The sequence below is a fragment of the Microcystis sp. BLCC-F210 genome, assembly GCF_042134685.1.
GTDB lineage: Bacteria > Cyanobacteriota > Cyanobacteriia > Cyanobacteriales > Microcystaceae > Microcystis > Microcystis aeruginosa_D.
Genome location: NZ_CP169647.1, coordinates 2,118,196 through 2,134,224 on the forward strand (window position 1 = coordinate 2,118,196; position 16,029 = coordinate 2,134,224).

The following is a 16,029-nucleotide window of genomic DNA, read 5'->3' on the forward strand; positions in this document are numbered from 1 at the left end:
GGGTTGGTTGAAAAAGTCTGAAATGCCGCTAGGAAAAAGGTTTCGACTCAATCAAGCGATCGCCATCATCGTAGGTTGGGTTGAGGAACGAAACCCAACACAGAATTAAATAACCAACTAAAATAATCTATACTAAGCCAATAAAGCCTGTTTTATTAGCTTTCCTGCCTCCTATCGACAGTAGGCTAAAACTAATAAGTGGGTGGGTGGAATTAAATATAAGATGAACGTAGGTTGGGTTGAAGCATGAAACCCAACGCCTGCATGGGTTACGCTACCGCTAACCCATCCTACAAATAATTTTGCCTCCCTACTTAATTAATATCATCGTCGCAATCACTCGTGGACTGGAGACAACAACTGATTATTTTTACCCGTTATCCGGAATTGGGGAAAGTAAAAACCCGTATGATTCCAGCTTTGGCAGCCGAGGGAGCCGAAGAATTACACCGAAAACTGGCCGAATATACTCTTAGTAAATTAGCGGGTTTGAAGAATTTTCTCTCCCTGATCATTTACTACCATGGCGGCAGCGAGGAAAAAATGCGTACTTGGTTAGGTGTGCATTATTGCTATCATTCTCAACGGGGAAAAGACTTAGGAGAAAAGATGCAAAATGCTTTTGCCGATGGTTTTGCTCAAGGGATGACAGCGATCGCTATTATTGGCACAGATTGCCCAGAAATCGGGGAAAAAGAGATTTTAGCAGCCTTTGAAGCCCTAAAAACCCACGATATGGTTTTAGGGCCGGCGTTAGATGGAGGATACTACCTAATTGCTTTAAAACAGGTCTTTCCAGAGCTTTTTGACGGTATTCCCTGGGGGACGGGAGAAGTCTTGGCGAAAACCCAGACAATCGCCGCTAAAATGGCTTTAAAAACCGCTTATCTGCCTAAATTGGCCGATATTGATCGCCCGGAAGACCTGCCCATCTTAAAAAAATACCTGCCAGAATTAAGGTTGAACGATGACGGGGGTTCCCATGCGGACTAAATCAAACAACACTTTCACATCCCGATTCCGCATCCGCACACAACCATGGGAAGCGGCGCTACCGAGGGAATTTTCCGCGGGGGTGCCATGAAAACCGATGGAATTTTTGCCGTCACTCCAAAAACCGATCCATCTTTCCCCTAGGGGACTATTGGGACCGGGAGCGCTGACTTTTCCCGTCCAGGGACTTTTCCAGACGGGATTGCGAACTAATTCCCGCACCTCAAATTTACCTGTGGGGGTTTCCCAGCCTTTTTTGCCGACGGCGACGGTAAATTGTGCTAAAACTTTACTATCTTGATAAACGTAAACTTTTCTCTCTTTCAGTTTCAGGACCAGATGGGTAGCGAGAGTTTGATTGGCTGCCGTATTCGGGGTGACGGTGCTGATTTGGTTAGCTTGAGCCGGATATACGGGTAAACAAGTTAATCCTAATCCGATGATTAAGAGGGTCAAATTTCGTTTGAACGCCATTATTCCCACACTCCTCAATTGCGATAGCGATAATTTTTAAGGATAGCAAATAGGGAACTTTTTGGAAGCTCAAGCTGCCTACACTGTGCCAGTTTTAGCTTCGTACTGCCGACAACCTTCACAGGGACCTGGGGGATTAACCGCACAACGCAAATGGGGGGAATAGGCATTAAAACGACAACTAAGATCACCGATAAATGCCGGTTTATTTTCTGTCTCTAGAGGGATTGACAAAAAATCACTGGCAATCACCGTGCTGTATTCGTGACGATAGCGAATCCCTCTCAAACGGTTGCTTAATCTCTGTTGGGATCGGTTGATTAACCAGAGACTAAGCAGAGAGGGAAAGAGAGCGAGGATAAAAACAAAGGTTATCCTAATCACGATTTCAGTTTAGGCGATCGCCAGTGATGCTAACTTATTATCGAGGCCGGCGCTAGAAATTAGGCCATAACTAGGGAAGACTTGAGTGGTTCTTCCTTTTTGCTTTCATAAACTGCCCCAGAACTGGGGAATCCTCTGGTTAGTTCCCGTACTTTAATCTCACCTGCTTGCAGGGATTTGGTCAAAATTTCCATGGCAACCACGGGTTTGCCGGCACCACAGAAGAATAAATCGGCGGCGAAATAGCCGTGTTCAGGCCAGGTGTGGATCGCGATATGAGATTCAGCTAAAGTCGCCGTCGCGGTAACTCCGTGGGGACTGAACTGGTGGACACACAAATCGATCAGCGTTGCTTCTCCTGCCGTAATTCCATCGAGGATAGCGCGACGAATGCGCTCGGGATCGTTGAGGAGGTCAGCAGGTACTTGCCAAGCATCGACAATCAAATGGGTTCCCAGTTTGGTCATTTTTTTTTCAATACTCCCTATCGAAAAACCTTCACAGATTTACCATCATAACACAATTTTTCTAACTTGTGCAAAAAAGATCTGGTTTTTCTCGGTTACTTTCTCTAAAAACTGGGACGGTGTGGGGTGTGGGGTGTGGGGAAAAGCGCAAGGGACTAATTTTATCTGGGAGGGGGGACAGGATTAGTGGGGACGGTGGGACTGGGAGAAGCGGCGGGAATGGGGGGATTTTCGGGTTTACGGACTTGGGGAACGGGTAACAGATAGAAAAGTAGGGCGCAAGCGACAAGACTGCCTAATCCTGCCAAAAAAGGCACTGTTCGACTGGCCACCGATTCATTCACCTTATGGTAGCGACGGGAAACTGGCTGTAATTTCAGGGTTAGGTCAGGTAAAGTGCGAGTATCGGCAAAAAATTGGTCAATCGCTTCTATTAGATCGAATAACTGCACGGTACTGATTTCTATCTTGACCGGACTTTCTGGGATATTCAAGTCCGTTGATGGATACCAAACCAGACGATGGAGATTCTGGTCAATCTTTTCTAGGTACACATGATCTGGTTCATGGACGGGGTCTTGGGGATGACGAACACCACTTAAAAATTCTTGGGCATACTGACTGACCGCTTGTACTAAATTTTCCAAGAAAACCCGACCACCTTGCAGGACTTTATTGGCCCCGATTAACCGACATTCTACGTTAGTCAAAATTGAGAGTAAAGGTCGGCTATCCCCGGGGTTAGCCGGGGCGAAATCATCGCCGAAACCATCGAGAATCAGGGTACAATTGGGCAAGCTATACTGTCTTCTCATTTCTACACGATCTCCCCATCAAATAAACTAATCCAAAACCGCTGCATTCCCGTCGTACCAGTACAAAATAATAACCGATCGAGGAGAGATAGAGCCAGTTCATTTAGGGCATTTTCATCAGCTAGATAAACCGATACTTTGGCCCGACGAGGGTTCATGCGACTGCGAAAATTGGAGCGAAATCTTTCTAGGTATTCTGATAAAAGAAAATTATTATCCACGGGTAAACCTTTTGATTCCATCTGTTGCCGCGCTAACAGTAATTGTCGGATGGATATAGCTAGGGGTTTGGCCCGATAACTGGCAATGATAACTAAAGCTTTTGCTTGGTCAAGGGTGAGACGGTCGAGGGTGTAGGAAATTCGCCAGGGATTAGTACAGCGTAAGCGCCAGAAAATAATCCTGTTTCTGACAATTTTATCAAGTCCTAGTTCTTTACAGAGGACTAAAAGGGCTTCCCCGGCACCGACTTCTAAGGATTCCAACGCTAATAGCATTAAATCGATATGCTGTTGGAGATGTAGGGTGCATTGCTGACTGGCAATCGGAAAATCGGGTAAAACGCTTAAAATAACTGGTTTTTCTGGGGTTGATGCTGTAGATTCGGACGTTAGGCTAGTAGAGGTCATGATATGGGATAACTAGAACACAAGGGCGATCGAGTCAGTATATTGTAAATTGTATTGTATAGATAGCTGTCCCCCATTTTACGAGACACGGAAACCGAATGGATCTGAAATCACTGATTCGCGATATTCCTGACTTTCCCAAACCGGGTATTGTCTTCCGCGATATTACTACCCTACTCAATCATCCCCAAGGATTACGTTACACGATCGATACCCTAACGGCAAAGTGTCGCGATTACGGTTTATCCCCCGATTACATTGTCGGTATGGAATCGCGGGGTTTTCTCTTTGGGGTTCCTTTAGCATACCAACTAGAAGCGGGATTTATTCCTGTCCGGAAACCGGGCAAATTACCCGCTGCTGTTCACAGTATCGAGTATGATTTGGAATACGGAAGCGATAGCCTCGAAATTCATCAGGACGCGGTGGCATCCCATCATAAAGTCTTAATTGTCGATGATTTAATTGCGACGGGAGGAACGGCAAAAGCAACGGCCGATTTATTAGAAAAAATTGGTTGTGAGGTGTTAGGATTTGCCTTTATCATCGAGTTAATCGACCTCGGTGGTCGGGGAAAATTACCCGATTTACCGATTATTACCCTCATCGATTATTAGGTTTTTTTCTATGGCGGCGACTGATGATGATTATAAGGCGGCAAACGCTCGATCGAGTGCTAATGGGTTACAATCTCTCCTAACTAGCGAAACTTTTTTATATATTGTCAAGCGTGTTCTCCAGGGTTTATTAACTCTGTTGTTGGCCTCGGCGTTGAGTTTCGCTATTATCCAATTAACCCCCGGCGGGTTTCTGGCTTTGCTTGACCTTAATCCCAAGATTAGTCAGGAAACTAAAGAACAATATATTGTCCTTTTTGGTTTAAAAGACCCGCCGATTGTCCAGTATTTTAAATGGTTGTGGCAAGTGGTAACTCAGTTTAATTTTGGTCTGAGTTTTACCTATTTTCGTCCCGTGTCTTCCCTATTATTAGAGAGAATTCCAGCGACGTTATTAATGTCTTTGACTTCCATCATTTTAACCTGGGCGATTGCGATTCCCTTGGGCATTGTCAGCGCTGTCAAACAAAACCAATTTATCGATAAATTTTTCCGAGTTATCAGTTATCTTGGTCAAGGTTTCCCCAGTTTTATCACTGCTCTTTTACTGCTAATTCTCGCCCAAAATGTCTCGCCGCTTTTACCGGTGGGTGATATGACCAGTATTAACTATTCGGAATATTCCCCTATCGGTAAAGTTTTAGATATCGCTTGGCACATGATTTTACCAACTATTGCCCTGACAGTTACCAGTTTTGCGGGATTACAAAGATTGATGCGGGGACAATTATTAGATGTTCTGCGACAGGATTATATTCAAACCGCCAGGGCGAAAGGTTTACCAGAAAATAAAGTTATCTATGTCCACGCTTTACGCAATGCTATTAATCCCCTGATAACTCTTTTGGGCTTTGAATTTTCTAGTTTGTTAAGTGGGGCATTTATTGCCGAATTTTTCTTTAACTGGCCTGGATTAGGTCGTTTAATTTTGCAAGCTGTGACGGCTAAAGATTTATATTTAGTTATGGGCAGTTTAATGATGGGTGCTACTATGTTGATTATCGGTAATCTTCTGGCTGATTTACTTCTCAAAGCTGTAGATCCTAGAATTAAATTGGAGGATTTAAAGTAGCGGAAATGGGGAAATTTTATCAGTTATCAGTAAACAGTTATCAGTGGGGAGACCACTGCGTGCGCGTTGCGGGGGGAGATGGGGAGATGGGGGAAATTTAAACTAAAACCCTAAAACACCAAAACCCTAAAACACCAAACCCTAAAACCCAATCCCCAATCCCTTTTTTCCTTTTCACTTTTCACTTAACCAACTATGTTAGCAACTACACATTATTTACTCAGGTCAAAACAAGACGGACAATATCTAGTGGCGCGTCTGAGAAAAGGTGAAAGCGAAACTCCGGCTAGTTATCTGCTTCTGTTTAAAGAATCCTACGATGCTTTAAGTTATATCAACACCCATGCTCAGGATTTAGCCAATAATTTTTCTGTGGAAACTCTCTCAGGAACACAATTAAAGGGACTAATGCAGCGATGGGGATTTGCAGGAATTGGTTTAGTTAGTGAACCTTTGGAACCCCAAGTGCAGTTTTTAGCCTACGAAAAAGGATTTAATCTCTAAACTATGAAAACGCTGTTAATCACTGGAGTTAGTGGGTTTTTAGGTTGGCATATTTACCAAAAAACTCGCTCATCCTGGGCCAGTTTTGGTACATACCTTAATCATAATGTCAATAGTAATGACCCAAATTTAATTAAAATTAATTTAACAGACTTAACCGCAGTTAAAGAACTTTTTCAACAGATTAAACCCGATGCGGTAATTCATGGGGCTGCCCAATCAAAACCGAATCTCTGTCAAGAATTTCCCCAAGCATCCGAGGCAATTAATCTGACAGCTTCTCTAGAAATTGCTCGTTTATGTAGTCAATATCAAATACCCCTAGTTTTTACCTCTACTGATTTAGTTTTTGATGGTAAAAATGCCCCCTATTCCGAACATGATCCCGTTTCTCCAGTCAGTGTCTATGGTGAGCAAAAAGTAGCGGCAGAAAAGGGTATTTTAGCAATATATCCTCGGGCAGCTATTTGTCGAATGCCTTTGATGTTTGGTTCCCCTTCTCCCAGCGCTAATAGTTTTCTGCAACCCTTTTTAAAAACCCTGCAAGAGGGAAAAAAATTATCTCTATTTACCGATGAATATCGGACGGCTGTTGGGGTTAATAGTGCGGTGAATGGTTTACTTTTGGCATTAGAAAAAGTGCAAGGGATTATTCATCTGGGGGGTAAAGAAAGAGTTTCTCGTTATCAATTTGGTTTACTAATGGCGGCAGTTTTTAACCTTCCCAGGGAACAAATAAAACCCTGTTTACAGTGCGATGTTCCTATGAGTGCGCCGCGTCCGCAGGATGTTTCTCTTGATAGTTCTCTCGCTTTTTCTTTGGGTTATCAACCATTAAGTAATAAAACCGAATTAGAGGCAATTAGAGATGAAATTATCTGAACAAAAGCGGACTATATTAATCATCTTACTCCTGTTTTTAACCGCTATTCTCATGACCAATTATTTCGAGGTAGGGATGACGGGAGTGTTAGCTTTTTTCGTTGCCTATCTTTCTAAAGGATTGCGAAAAGTTAAGTAGGGTATGTTGAAAAAGCCTGAAATACCGATAGGAAAAAGGTAAAATATCCTAAAAGTCCTGCACTTTTTTTATTCAGTACAGATGTATATGATCTCGGCGGCAACTCCATCAGAACCAGAATCATTTGAATTATCCTTTGCAATTTAATTGGCGTATTTACCTGCTTATTTTCCCGACTTCTCTCCTATTTTAGTCTTTTATTAAGTCATTTTTTAAGCATTTGGTTATAAACTTGTCGTGAAAGAATTGGAAAAAACTCTTTATCTTGATAAAACTTTTTTTCATCTCCAAAGACAACTAAAATATAATGAGCTTTGTTATCAGGACTGACGATAATAGCCGCATCATTTCGATTATTAAATGTCCAGCCCATCTTAGCATAAAATTGAGTGTTAACCGGGAGAGATTGACCTAAAAAGTCTTGGATAGGATTAAAAGGTTTTTCCTTCCACGCTTGAGGATGTAAATCTCGTTTAATTAATTGTTTAATCCCTTGGCTATAAGCTGGTTAAATTGCAGCGATTCTCATTTTAAGGTTTCATGACATTAAAACCCTTGCACCTAGAGGGGTTAATAATTCTTAACGAATCTCTAGATCGCTGAAACAACGCAAAATCGTTTCAAAATGAGAATTGCTGTAGAAAACTAGGAAGAAGCGAATTTTTTGGGGTGAAAATTTACTTTTGTCAAAAATTATTACATATTCGCAACAAAATAGACTTTTTTGAGCAAATTAATGTATCATACTTGCACAAGGCGATCAATTATTTTGACCGCCGAGATTTTTAATTATTATAAGATTGTTTCCCTAATTGCCAAATTAACAATTACATACCGAAAAACAATGACATCGAAATTTAAGTTTATTCCCCTGCAATTTAACTGGGTTGCTATCAATCCTAAACCGATTGGGGTTGTTTATTTTATTGGTGGTGCTTTCTTCGGCACTTTTCCCAATCTGTTCTATCGTTATTTGCTTAAACAAGTCTTTGAACGAGGCTACACTATTATTGCTATTCCCTATCGTTTTACTTTTCGTCATTGGAATGTTTCCCTAGAAATGGTCAAAGATTTGATTGGATTGAGAAAGACTATTTATGAAGAGGCTAAGTTTTTAGGCTATGAAGATAACCTTAATTTGTATTTAGAGGATCCCACTGCTGGTAATCCTAATTATTTTTGGATGGGCCATAGTTTGGGGTGTAAATATATCTCCCTTTTAGAGATTTTAAGTGATGTGGAAAACACAGAACTAGAACAGGTTTTGAGGGGTTGTGTAGGCAAAAATCAAGCCGAAGATATCCAAAAATCGCTAAATAATACCGATATTCATACCGTATCTTTGAAAAATCAACCCTCACTTTTACTGGCTCCTGTAATTGCCGGCATAGATAGCGCAATTCCCATAGCTGCCCTAGCTAAATTAGTGCAGAGTTTGGGTTTAGATGTACAGCCAAACGTGCAGGAAACCCGTTGTTTAATTAGCAAGAGTAAGCTATTTCGACTCTTGGAAATTATCGCCTTTACTAAGGATCTACAGGCTAAAGATACGGTAGCCTGGTTCATTAAACAACTAAGTCAACAACTCTTAAAACCAGTGTTTCCCTTAGCCAATCGCGGCCATCTAGCACCCCTTGGCTGGCGGAATGGCGACCAAGAATTAGCCGATAATGTGATTAAATCAATTCAGGAATTACGCGCTAAACTTATCTCCTGTTATCCCCAAAGTCAGGAAAAAGAGGAAGTCTTAATGAAAATGATTTCTGAACATTAATCAATTGAGGATGGGGAGAGGTTGCTAACGGTCAATATTGCCACCTGAATCGCTTTTTCGATGGCTTGTTGCTTGCTTTCTAAACTAATCCCTTCCTCTTTGCTTCTTTCGGCAATCACAGCACAAATACAAGCGGCAGTAAATCCATAAACCCCCGCCATTTTCAGTAAAGTCCCCGCTTCCATTTCATAATTGAGAATATTTAAACGTCGATATTCTTCCGTAATTCCCTCTAAATGGCGCTGAAGATAAGGGTTAGCAGAAGACATAATTCTTTCCTGTCCTTCATAAAAACTATCCACAGAAGCGGTAATACCTAAATGATAATTTACTCCCAAAAATTGAGCCGATTTGACTAGAGCAACTGTCAAAAAAGGATCCGCCACTGCGGGATATTCCGGAGGAGCAATATCATTAGCCGCACCTTGCCTACATAAAGCCGCTTGGGTGATAATAATATCACCAATTTTTATTCTATTTTGAATTGCGCCACAAGTACCGATACGAATAATAGTTTTAATTCCCACCTGTATTAATTCATTAATCACAATACTCAAAGATGGCGCACCCATACCACTGGTAGCCAGAAGAATTGGGGTAGAATTATCCAGGTAGCCAAGATAACTATTTAATCCGCGATAATCCGATAGTAAACGTGCATTTTGTAAATAGGTTTCAGCAATATAGCGCGAGCGTTCTGGTTCCCCCGATAATAGGGTGATAGTCGGTTTTACTGTGCCTAAATCCTCACTGCTAAAGTTGAGATGATAGGGTTTTTGGTGAGATAAGTTATTGGCCATTGAAGTGAACTAAATGCTGAAAAAAGGTAAGGAAAATCAATTCCTTACCTAAGAATTGTACACTTTTGACAACAAATTTACACTTTTGCTGACTCTTTAACTAACTTATCCCAACCCAATTCCTTGAGGTTATTGTTGCGACGCAGGGGACGAGTAGCTAATTCTAAAATATCTCGCGCATTGGTAAAACCATGAATTTGAGCAAAAGTAAATTCTACCGACCATTTAGTATTAATTCCCCGCGCTTCTAAGGGATTTGCATGGGCCATTCCCGTAATCACTAAATCGGGTTTTAAATCGTAAATACGCTGAATCTGATTGTAGTTATCAGGTTTTTCAATAATTTTCGGGATGGGAACACCCATATCATTACAGGTTTTTTCTAGTAATGCTAATTCGGCCGCTTGGTAGCGTTTATCCATGTAGGGAATACCGATTTCATCACAAGTCATCCCACAGCGAATTAGGAAACGTGCCAGAGAAATTTCTAGTAAATTATCCCCCATAAAGAAGACCGATTTACCGCGCACAAGTTGCAGATAATCCTCTAAACTTTCCCAAATTTTTGCCTCTCTTTCTTCTAATCCCTGGGGTTGTATTCCCAAAACCGAACAGATTTTTTCTATCCAAGCGCGGGTTCCATCAGGACCGATGGGAAAGGGTGCGCCAATTAATTTACACTTACGACGACGCATTAAAGTGGTGGCAGTTCGTGATAGAAAAGGATTGACACCAGCGACATAATAACCTTCTTCAATTACCGGTAATTCGGTAAAGCGTTTGGCCGGCAACCAACCATCTATTTTAACTCCTTGTCTTTTTAATTCTAGGGTTAAATTAGTCACAATTGGGTCGGGAACAGAACCAAATAAAACCAAAGGATGATGGTCTTTATATTCCGATTCTTCCTGTTTAATTTCTTCTTTTTTACGTCCAAAAGTTAAGAGTTTTTGGATAGCATTCCGTTCTTCTTTTTCATCTTCGTGCTTAACTTTTTCGGGACATTTATGCACCATGGAAGCGAGGACGGTATCTTCTCCTTGGGTAAAGGCATAATCTAAACCATTAGCGCGTGCTGTCACGATAGGAATACCGATTTCTGACTCTAGTTTCGGCGCTAATCCTTCTAAGTCCATTTTGATAATTTCGGTGGTACAAGTACCGATAAAAACGATAACGCTAGGGTTTCTATCTCGTTTAATTTGTAAGCAGAGGCGTTTTAATTCTTCGTAGTCTTTTAGTTGAGCGGAAATATCCCCTTCTTCTAATTCAGCCATGGCATAACGCGGTTCGGCGAAAATCATCACCCCCATAGCATTTTGTAGGAAGTAACCACAGGTTTTTGTGCCGATAACAAGGAAGAAACTATCCTCGATTTTTTGGTATAACCAAGCAACACAGCTAATCGGACAAAAGGTGTGATAGTTGCCGGTTTCACAATCAAATTGTAAAGCGCTCGGTTCTTGAGTGGCAGTCATGTTTTTTTGTTCTCCTTAATTGCGGAATTGGTTTAGGTATTCAGTATGTGGATTGGTTTCAGGCAGTAAAGGAATGGCTTCAGCTTCTTGGATTTTTGCTCTTTCTTCTTCTCGTTTTTCGAGTTCTATCTCAGGTCCAAAATTTAAACCTAAAGCATCGACAAGTTTATTACTATCGTTGCTGAGAACACAAAAAGGACTCATCCACATAAATAATTGTGTTTCTAAAGCAGTAGCTACTCCCAGAATTAGATCAGAAGAAGGACGTTTTCCCCCATCAGGAGTGTTTATCCAAGAACTAGTAGCAGTCGTAAAAATCTTAATCCAAGCTTGATTAATTTGGTAGTAATCCAACCATTTATCTTTAAGTGCTGCTTTTAATTCATCAAAGTTGCTCATTTTGTCCCCCTTGGCTGAATCATGATGTTTTCCCTATTAGAATTCCCAATGAGAGGAAAAAATGATCATTGTCAAGTCCTCGATAAAATTCGTGGGTAGGGTGGGTTAGGCGACGATAAGTTAGGCTATTAACTAATAAGCGCCGTAACCCACCCAGAAAAAGAGTTTATTGGTGGTTATTGGTGGGTTACGCTGTCCCTAACCCACCTGACAAAATAATCTAAACCATCATTAGATCTAATTCCGCCTCGGCGTTAACTTTGGGTTTATCAGCATTAAGATAGAAATCTGATAATAAAGTGAATAACTCCCGGTCGGCAGATTCTTTGGGAATAACTCCTTCTGGTTTGGCTAAAATCTGATCGGCAATATTGAGATAATAGTCACAAACGTAACTTAACATCGGATCTTTGTCGGCCATTTCAAAGAGAGTTTGACCTTTAACTCTGGAGACGCGAATATCTTCAATTAAGGGTAAAACTTCTAACACTGGCATGGGAACATGATCCACATATTTATTAATTAAATCGCGTTTTGAGGTGCGATTACCAATTAATCCGGCTAGTCGCAGGGGATGGGTGCGAGCTTTTTCCCGGACGGAAGCGGCGATGCGATTGGCGGCAAAAAGAGCATCAAAGCCGTTATCTGTGACAATTATGCAGTAATCGGCGTAATTTAAGGGTGCGGCAAATCCTCCACAGACCACATCCCCCAAAACATCGAACAAAATCACGTCAAATTCATCAAAAGCGTTCAATTCTTTTAATAATTTCACCGTTTCTCCGACGACGTAACCGCCACAACCGGCACCGGCTGGAGGCCCCCCCGCTTCCACGCATTTTACACCACCGTAACCTTCATAGATAACGTCTTCGGGCCAGATGTCTTCGTAGTGAAAATCTTTTTCTTGCAGGGTATCAATGATTGTGGGAATAAGAAAGCCTGTCAGGGTGAAAGTGCTATCATGCTTGGGGTCACAGCCTATTTGTAGGACTTTTTTGCCTCTTTTGGCTAAAGCAGCCGAAATATTACAGCTTGTTGTCGATTTACCGATGCCACCTTTTCCATAGACTGCGAGTGTTAAAGGCATGGAAGTTCTCCTAAATGTGCGCTTGAATGGTGAGTTTGTTTATCAGTGCTTTGATTGCCATTATTGACCATCTCCCCACCCTTTGGGAAGAGGCTCAATTTTTATCTGCTATAGCTAGAGTGAGATTAAAAGCGTAAAAATCAGAAAAATAATTCTTTAGAGCTTAGATAGTTTCTGAAGTTCGTAAAAATTTATAAAAACAGCTTTGTTTATACATTTACTTTAAATAAAAACAATAAACAAAAAACGCCAAAGCTCTACAAAAACTCGATAAACAGGGTTTTACCGTGGCAAATCGCGACAAAAAAGGTCAAGATAGAGCCAGTCTAGAGACCGATGTAAGATTTTCGTGAATAATCATTACAATTTTCCCAGTCAGCAGATTAAATAAATCAATCCTGATAAGGATACCGAAAGGCTGTAGTAGAATTAGAACAAAGTACCTGTAGGGTTTCCTATGCTAGTTAAGCAAAAAACGCTGACTACACTCTTATTAGAGAATAAAGCTCCTAAATATCGTCCTTTTCTGGCTTTTTTGCTCGCTGGGTTTCCCTTGCTCTTTTTAGCCTATGTGGTTTATTTCCAGCGCGCTTATCTCGACTGCATGAGGTTAGGCACAAAAAGAATAGATTGTCAATATGTCCAAGAATATAATTTTCCTGTTTCTAGTCGGGAAAATTTTTCTTTAACTCATATTAAAGCTACGGCTGTTTATCAAGAAGTTTTTATCAGTGTTGAGCAGAAAAAAACTGTTAATAACGCAGTTTTATTGGTCGGAAGAAATAACTATCTCTACATCGAGAATTTTCGGGATGTGCAGTCAGCTAGTGATTTTAAAACTCGATTTGAGACTTTTGTGAATAGATATCAAGCTCAGGAAATCATTGCCAAAAGCCCCTTAGATACCTTATCAACACTGCTAGAACAGCATCAGAATTATCCCTATTATCTCTGGGGTATGTTATGCTTATTGTCTGGTCTATTGTTACTTTATGATGCCAGCTATTGGGAGAGTTATTTCTTTAATCAAGGCAACGCTACCCTAACCCGTAGGCGACAACATTTAATTTTTAGAAGTGAAAGCGATTATCTTCTAGAGAGAATTGTTGAGGCAAAAGTAGAAGATTACAAAGGTTTTTTGTGGTCTAACTACCGACGGATTATTTTAACCCTATCCAACGGGGAAAAAATTATTCTCAATAGCCGTTTACTGGAATCTATCAGTAACGGAAAAAGGGAAGAAAAAATTCTAGCAATGATTGCCGAAAAGTTAAACTTCAGTCAAAAGGAACTGTTAATTTAAGTCAATGCGCTCAAATTCTAGTTATTTAAAGTCTCTTTTTTTCGGTTTTCTATTGGTGACTGTGTTAGTTTATATACTGCGGGGTATAGGAATACTATCTTTTTTACCCGGAGGATTAATTTTGTTATTAATTCTGTCCTCCGTGATAACGGGAATTCTCTACGGAATCGATAAGACCCGCCGTTTTTAGTCAAACTTTGTTGATGATAATTATTTACTTGTCTGTCATTTTGTCTAATTTTTCCTGAATCAATAAAGCAAGAGAAGAACGCAGAAAAAATAAACCAAATAACCCAGCTATACTGAAGGGAATAATAGCTAGTTTGCTATAGTTAGTGTCTAATAAAAATATGGCTGCGATAATGCTAAATCCCAATAAACAGACATTAATTAATACTTTAACTCCCAGATAAATTCTTTTCAGAATTCGTTCATTTTCCCGTGACTTAACTTGAAAAACTAGACTTCCTTGCTCAATCTTTTCCTCTAATTGACGGAGCATTCTCTCGTTTTTATTACCTTTTTGCCATTGTTGTTTAAGAAAAGTGCGCGCTTGATTAGCTAGGGTAAGCATTGTGTTGGTGGTTCCTCCTGATACTGCTAGACTTTTCACAAAAGGTTGACTAGCTGCTAATAAATTATACTGGGGATCTAAAGAGCGGGCAATTCCATCCAAAGTGGTGACAGATTTAATAATAAAAGTCATTTGGGGAGGTAAGCGAAAAGGTTGCTGTTTAAACATTAAATACACTTGATCGCTAATTTGTTCAAAGGCCTTCACATCCACCGGTTTATCGCGAAATTCATCCAAAATAAATTGCAGGATATTTCGCACAGGTTGCAGCTCTATAACCGGTTCAATTAACCCCATATACACCAAAGTTTTTAACACTGTTTCCGTATCCTTTCTCAAGACAGCAAAAAAGGTTTCAATCATTTGATCTTTAGCGACGGATTTTACCTCAAACATCGTGCCAAAATCGTAGAAAATTAACTCCCCTTCCTGACTAACTGCCATATTGCCAGGATGGGGGTCTGATTGAAAAAAACCATCCTGTAATAGTTGTTTAAGATAGGAACAGATACCCAGTTGAATAATTCCATCGACGTTAATTCCATTAGCTAATAAAGTATCTCGATCATCGACTTTAATCCCCGGCACATACTCCAAAGTTAACACCTTGCGGGTGGTATATTGCCAGTAAACTAAAGGAACTTTTACCTGAGGATAATTCCTAAAATTTTCCCGAAAACGATCGGCATTTTTGCCCTCATGGATATAATCGATTTCCTGAAAAAGTAGTTCAAAGAATTCTTGATAGATAGCTTCTAAATTATATTTTTTCACCGCAGGGAAAATATTTAACCAACGGGTGAAACGATGCAACACTTCAAAATCGAGATTAAATAGTCCTTCTAGATTCGGTCTTTGTACCTTAATAACGACTTCTTCCCCACTCAATAACCGCGCTCGATGCACTTGTCCTAAACTAGCACAAGCAAGGGGAGAAACCGTAAAACTCTCAAACAAATTATCTAGAGTTTGCCCTAATTCTGTTTCAATAACTCGAATAGCTTCTTGACTATTAAATTCGGGAACTCGATCCTGTAATTGGGTTAATTGTTCGATATATTCGAGCGGAATTAAATCTGCTCGCGTCGATAAAGACTGCCCAATTTTAATAAAAGTTGGTCCTAAATTAATTAGGCGATTGACTAACCATTGCGCTCTCCTTTGCCGTTTTTTGCCCCTATTAGCCGCCGTTAAACGATCCCAGAGCAAAAAAGTCAAAAACTGCGTTGTAAAGCTAAATATCTCCAATTGACGAACTATCGGCGATCGTAAGCTTTGCTGCCAATGTAAAGATTTCGAGGAATCAAAGGGAATAAACATCAGTTATCGATTCAACGAATCGCACTTTTATCATCTAAAACAAACATTTTACACCTGACGTGCTTAGACAAGATTAGGGGATACTTCAAGCTAGGCAGATAAACACCGCAACGGGGACATTTATCCATCGAGCGCTCAATTTCCTGAAAATGAGGGTTTAAGCATGGTATGTAGCATTAAGGACGGGAATTTCCCCTAAATAGGGTTTGCTGAATAAATCTAAAAACCTTGTTGGGTAAGATTTTTAGACTTTTTTTTCCTCAAAAAGCGCCAACCCTTGGAGTGATCGGGGGGAAAATTCAGGTACTTTTTACC

20 protein-coding genes are annotated in these 16,029 nt (G+C 40.5%); 9 read left to right on the forward strand and 11 right to left on the reverse strand.

Going from position 1 to position 16,029, the window contains the following annotated elements; translation table 11 throughout:
• Nucleotides 1-342: 342 nt before the first annotated feature.
• Nucleotides 343-993, forward strand: coding sequence for a TIGR04282 family arsenosugar biosynthesis glycosyltransferase (locus ACE3JL_RS10210; protein ID WP_271987910.1), 651 nt, complete (start codon nt 343-345; stop codon nt 991-993).
• Here ACE3JL_RS10210 and ACE3JL_RS10215 read toward each other — a convergent pair.
• From ACE3JL_RS10215 to ACE3JL_RS10235, 5 genes are all read right to left on the reverse strand, one after another.
• Complete coding sequence (locus ACE3JL_RS10215; protein ID WP_108938014.1) at nt 955-1,467, reverse strand: L,D-transpeptidase; 513 nt, start codon at nt 1,465-1,467, stop codon at nt 955-957. The two genes, ACE3JL_RS10210 and ACE3JL_RS10215, sit on opposite strands and share 39 nt — an antisense overlap.
• A gap of 78 nt (nt 1,468-1,545) precedes the next feature.
• Nucleotides 1,546-1,851, reverse strand: a complete 306-nt coding sequence (locus ACE3JL_RS10220) for a DUF6464 family protein (RefSeq protein WP_375329404.1) — start codon at nt 1,849-1,851, stop codon at nt 1,546-1,548.
• A gap of 59 nt (nt 1,852-1,910) precedes the next feature.
• A complete protein-coding gene (speD, locus tag ACE3JL_RS10225) occupies nt 1,911-2,318 on the reverse strand; it encodes an adenosylmethionine decarboxylase (RefSeq protein WP_002735723.1) in 408 nt (135 codons plus the stop codon).
• A 161-nt stretch (nt 2,319-2,479) separates the two neighbouring features.
• Nucleotides 2,480-3,133: a DUF4335 domain-containing protein gene (locus tag ACE3JL_RS10230; protein ID WP_002768934.1), complete on the reverse strand. Its 654-nt coding sequence runs from the start codon at nt 3,131-3,133 to the stop codon at nt 2,480-2,482.
• Between the two features lie 2 nt (nt 3,134-3,135).
• On the reverse strand, nt 3,136-3,762 hold the full coding sequence (locus tag ACE3JL_RS10235; protein ID WP_271987919.1) for a DUF3038 domain-containing protein: 627 nt from the start codon (nt 3,760-3,762) through the stop codon (nt 3,136-3,138).
• A gap of 98 nt (nt 3,763-3,860) precedes the next feature.
• Between ACE3JL_RS10235 and ACE3JL_RS10240 the strand changes: the two genes are divergently transcribed.
• From ACE3JL_RS10240 to ACE3JL_RS10260, 5 genes are all read left to right on the forward strand, one after another.
• The gene (locus ACE3JL_RS10240; RefSeq protein WP_150977537.1) at nt 3,861-4,379 is read left to right on the forward strand and encodes an adenine phosphoribosyltransferase; all 519 of its coding nucleotides are present in this window, start codon (nt 3,861-3,863) and stop codon (nt 4,377-4,379) included.
• A gap of 10 nt (nt 4,380-4,389) precedes the next feature.
• The gene (locus tag ACE3JL_RS10245; protein WP_271987923.1) at nt 4,390-5,451 is read left to right on the forward strand and encodes an ABC transporter permease; all 1,062 of its coding nucleotides are present in this window, start codon (nt 4,390-4,392) and stop codon (nt 5,449-5,451) included.
• 195 nt (nt 5,452-5,646) lie between these two features.
• Nucleotides 5,647-5,955: a hypothetical protein gene (locus ACE3JL_RS10250; RefSeq protein ID WP_002737657.1), complete on the forward strand. Its 309-nt coding sequence runs from the start codon at nt 5,647-5,649 to the stop codon at nt 5,953-5,955.
• Between the two features lie 3 nt (nt 5,956-5,958).
• On the forward strand, nt 5,959-6,837 hold the full coding sequence (locus ACE3JL_RS10255; RefSeq protein ID WP_375329405.1) for an SDR family oxidoreductase: 879 nt from the start codon (nt 5,959-5,961) through the stop codon (nt 6,835-6,837).
• Complete coding sequence (locus tag ACE3JL_RS10260; protein WP_185240789.1) at nt 6,824-6,976, forward strand: hypothetical protein; 153 nt, start codon at nt 6,824-6,826, stop codon at nt 6,974-6,976. Before ACE3JL_RS10255 ends, ACE3JL_RS10260 begins: the two co-directional genes overlap by 14 nt.
• A gap of 205 nt (nt 6,977-7,181) precedes the next feature.
• On the opposite strand, the gene ACE3JL_RS10265 is transcribed toward ACE3JL_RS10260, so the two are convergent.
• Nucleotides 7,182-7,349, reverse strand: a complete 168-nt coding sequence (locus tag ACE3JL_RS10265) for a hypothetical protein (RefSeq protein ID WP_375329406.1) — start codon at nt 7,347-7,349, stop codon at nt 7,182-7,184.
• A 471-nt stretch (nt 7,350-7,820) separates the two neighbouring features.
• Here ACE3JL_RS10265 and ACE3JL_RS10270 point away from each other — a divergent pair, with 471 nt between their 5' ends.
• The gene (locus ACE3JL_RS10270; protein WP_271988793.1) at nt 7,821-8,750 is read left to right on the forward strand and encodes a DUF1350 family protein; all 930 of its coding nucleotides are present in this window, start codon (nt 7,821-7,823) and stop codon (nt 8,748-8,750) included.
• On the opposite strand, the gene ACE3JL_RS10275 is transcribed toward ACE3JL_RS10270, so the two are convergent.
• The 4 genes from ACE3JL_RS10275 to bchL form a co-directional block, all read right to left on the reverse strand.
• Nucleotides 8,747-9,550, reverse strand: a complete 804-nt coding sequence (locus tag ACE3JL_RS10275) for a nucleoside phosphorylase (protein ID WP_271988792.1) — start codon at nt 9,548-9,550, stop codon at nt 8,747-8,749. The genes ACE3JL_RS10270 and ACE3JL_RS10275 overlap by 4 nt on opposite strands.
• Nucleotides 9,551-9,627: 77 nt before the next feature.
• Nucleotides 9,628-11,028 carry a ferredoxin:protochlorophyllide reductase (ATP-dependent) subunit N gene (locus tag ACE3JL_RS10280; protein ID WP_271988791.1) on the reverse strand — a complete coding sequence of 467 codons (1,401 nt, stop codon included), beginning with the start codon at nt 11,026-11,028 and terminating at the stop codon, nt 9,628-9,630.
• Nucleotides 11,029-11,043: 15 nt separating this feature from the next.
• Complete coding sequence (locus ACE3JL_RS10285) at nt 11,044-11,427, reverse strand: DUF5331 domain-containing protein (RefSeq protein WP_375329407.1); 384 nt, start codon at nt 11,425-11,427, stop codon at nt 11,044-11,046.
• A 220-nt stretch (nt 11,428-11,647) separates the two neighbouring features.
• Nucleotides 11,648-12,517, reverse strand: coding sequence for a ferredoxin:protochlorophyllide reductase (ATP-dependent) iron-sulfur ATP-binding protein (gene bchL, locus ACE3JL_RS10290; RefSeq protein WP_002735653.1), 870 nt, complete (start codon nt 12,515-12,517; stop codon nt 11,648-11,650).
• A gap of 457 nt (nt 12,518-12,974) precedes the next feature.
• Between bchL and ACE3JL_RS10295 the strand changes: the two genes are divergently transcribed.
• The gene (locus ACE3JL_RS10295; RefSeq protein ID WP_375329408.1) at nt 12,975-13,820 is read left to right on the forward strand and encodes a hypothetical protein; all 846 of its coding nucleotides are present in this window, start codon (nt 12,975-12,977) and stop codon (nt 13,818-13,820) included.
• 4 nt (nt 13,821-13,824) lie between these two features.
• Nucleotides 13,825-14,010 (forward strand): hypothetical protein, encoded by a 186-nt coding sequence (locus ACE3JL_RS10300; protein ID WP_271988786.1) that lies wholly within the window; start codon nt 13,825-13,827, stop codon nt 14,008-14,010.
• Between the two features lie 24 nt (nt 14,011-14,034).
• On the opposite strand, the gene ACE3JL_RS10305 is transcribed toward ACE3JL_RS10300, so the two are convergent.
• Nucleotides 14,035-15,714 carry an AarF/ABC1/UbiB kinase family protein gene (locus ACE3JL_RS10305; protein ID WP_271988785.1) on the reverse strand — a complete coding sequence of 560 codons (1,680 nt, stop codon included), beginning with the start codon at nt 15,712-15,714 and terminating at the stop codon, nt 14,035-14,037.
• Between the last annotated feature and the right edge of the window lie 315 nt (nt 15,715-16,029).

What these genes read in the sequence shown, in the direction of transcription:
- ACE3JL_RS10215 (WP_108938014.1), bottom strand. Translation starts at nt 1,467, where the DNA reads ATGGCGTTCAAACGAAATTTGACCCTCTTAATCATCGGATTAGGATTA.
- speD (WP_002735723.1), bottom strand. Translation starts at nt 2,318, where the DNA reads ATGACCAAACTGGGAACCCATTTGATTGTCGATGCTTGGCAAGTACCT.
- ACE3JL_RS10230 (WP_002768934.1), bottom strand. Translation starts at nt 3,133, where the DNA reads ATGAGAAGACAGTATAGCTTGCCCAATTGTACCCTGATTCTCGATGGT.
- ACE3JL_RS10235 (WP_271987919.1), bottom strand. Translation starts at nt 3,762, where the DNA reads ATGACCTCTACTAGCCTAACGTCCGAATCTACAGCATCAACCCCAGAA.
- ACE3JL_RS10240 (WP_150977537.1), top strand. Translation starts at nt 3,861, where the DNA reads ATGGATCTGAAATCACTGATTCGCGATATTCCTGACTTTCCCAAACCG.
- ACE3JL_RS10245 (WP_271987923.1), top strand. Translation starts at nt 4,390, where the DNA reads ATGGCGGCGACTGATGATGATTATAAGGCGGCAAACGCTCGATCGAGT.
- ACE3JL_RS10250 (WP_002737657.1), top strand. Translation starts at nt 5,647, where the DNA reads ATGTTAGCAACTACACATTATTTACTCAGGTCAAAACAAGACGGACAA.
- ACE3JL_RS10255 (WP_375329405.1), top strand. Translation starts at nt 5,959, where the DNA reads ATGAAAACGCTGTTAATCACTGGAGTTAGTGGGTTTTTAGGTTGGCAT.
- ACE3JL_RS10260 (WP_185240789.1), top strand. Translation starts at nt 6,824, where the DNA reads ATGAAATTATCTGAACAAAAGCGGACTATATTAATCATCTTACTCCTG.
- ACE3JL_RS10265 (WP_375329406.1), bottom strand. Translation starts at nt 7,349, where the DNA reads ATGGGCTGGACATTTAATAATCGAAATGATGCGGCTATTATCGTCAGT.
- ACE3JL_RS10270 (WP_271988793.1), top strand. Translation starts at nt 7,821, where the DNA reads ATGACATCGAAATTTAAGTTTATTCCCCTGCAATTTAACTGGGTTGCT.
- ACE3JL_RS10275 (WP_271988792.1), bottom strand. Translation starts at nt 9,550, where the DNA reads ATGGCCAATAACTTATCTCACCAAAAACCCTATCATCTCAACTTTAGC.
- ACE3JL_RS10280 (WP_271988791.1), bottom strand. Translation starts at nt 11,028, where the DNA reads ATGACTGCCACTCAAGAACCGAGCGCTTTACAATTTGATTGTGAAACC.
- ACE3JL_RS10285 (WP_375329407.1), bottom strand. Translation starts at nt 11,427, where the DNA reads ATGAGCAACTTTGATGAATTAAAAGCAGCACTTAAAGATAAATGGTTG.
- bchL (WP_002735653.1), bottom strand. Translation starts at nt 12,517, where the DNA reads ATGCCTTTAACACTCGCAGTCTATGGAAAAGGTGGCATCGGTAAATCG.
- ACE3JL_RS10295 (WP_375329408.1), top strand. Translation starts at nt 12,975, where the DNA reads ATGCTAGTTAAGCAAAAAACGCTGACTACACTCTTATTAGAGAATAAA.
- ACE3JL_RS10300 (WP_271988786.1), top strand. Translation starts at nt 13,825, where the DNA reads ATGCGCTCAAATTCTAGTTATTTAAAGTCTCTTTTTTTCGGTTTTCTA.
- ACE3JL_RS10305 (WP_271988785.1), bottom strand. Translation starts at nt 15,714, where the DNA reads ATGTTTATTCCCTTTGATTCCTCGAAATCTTTACATTGGCAGCAAAGC.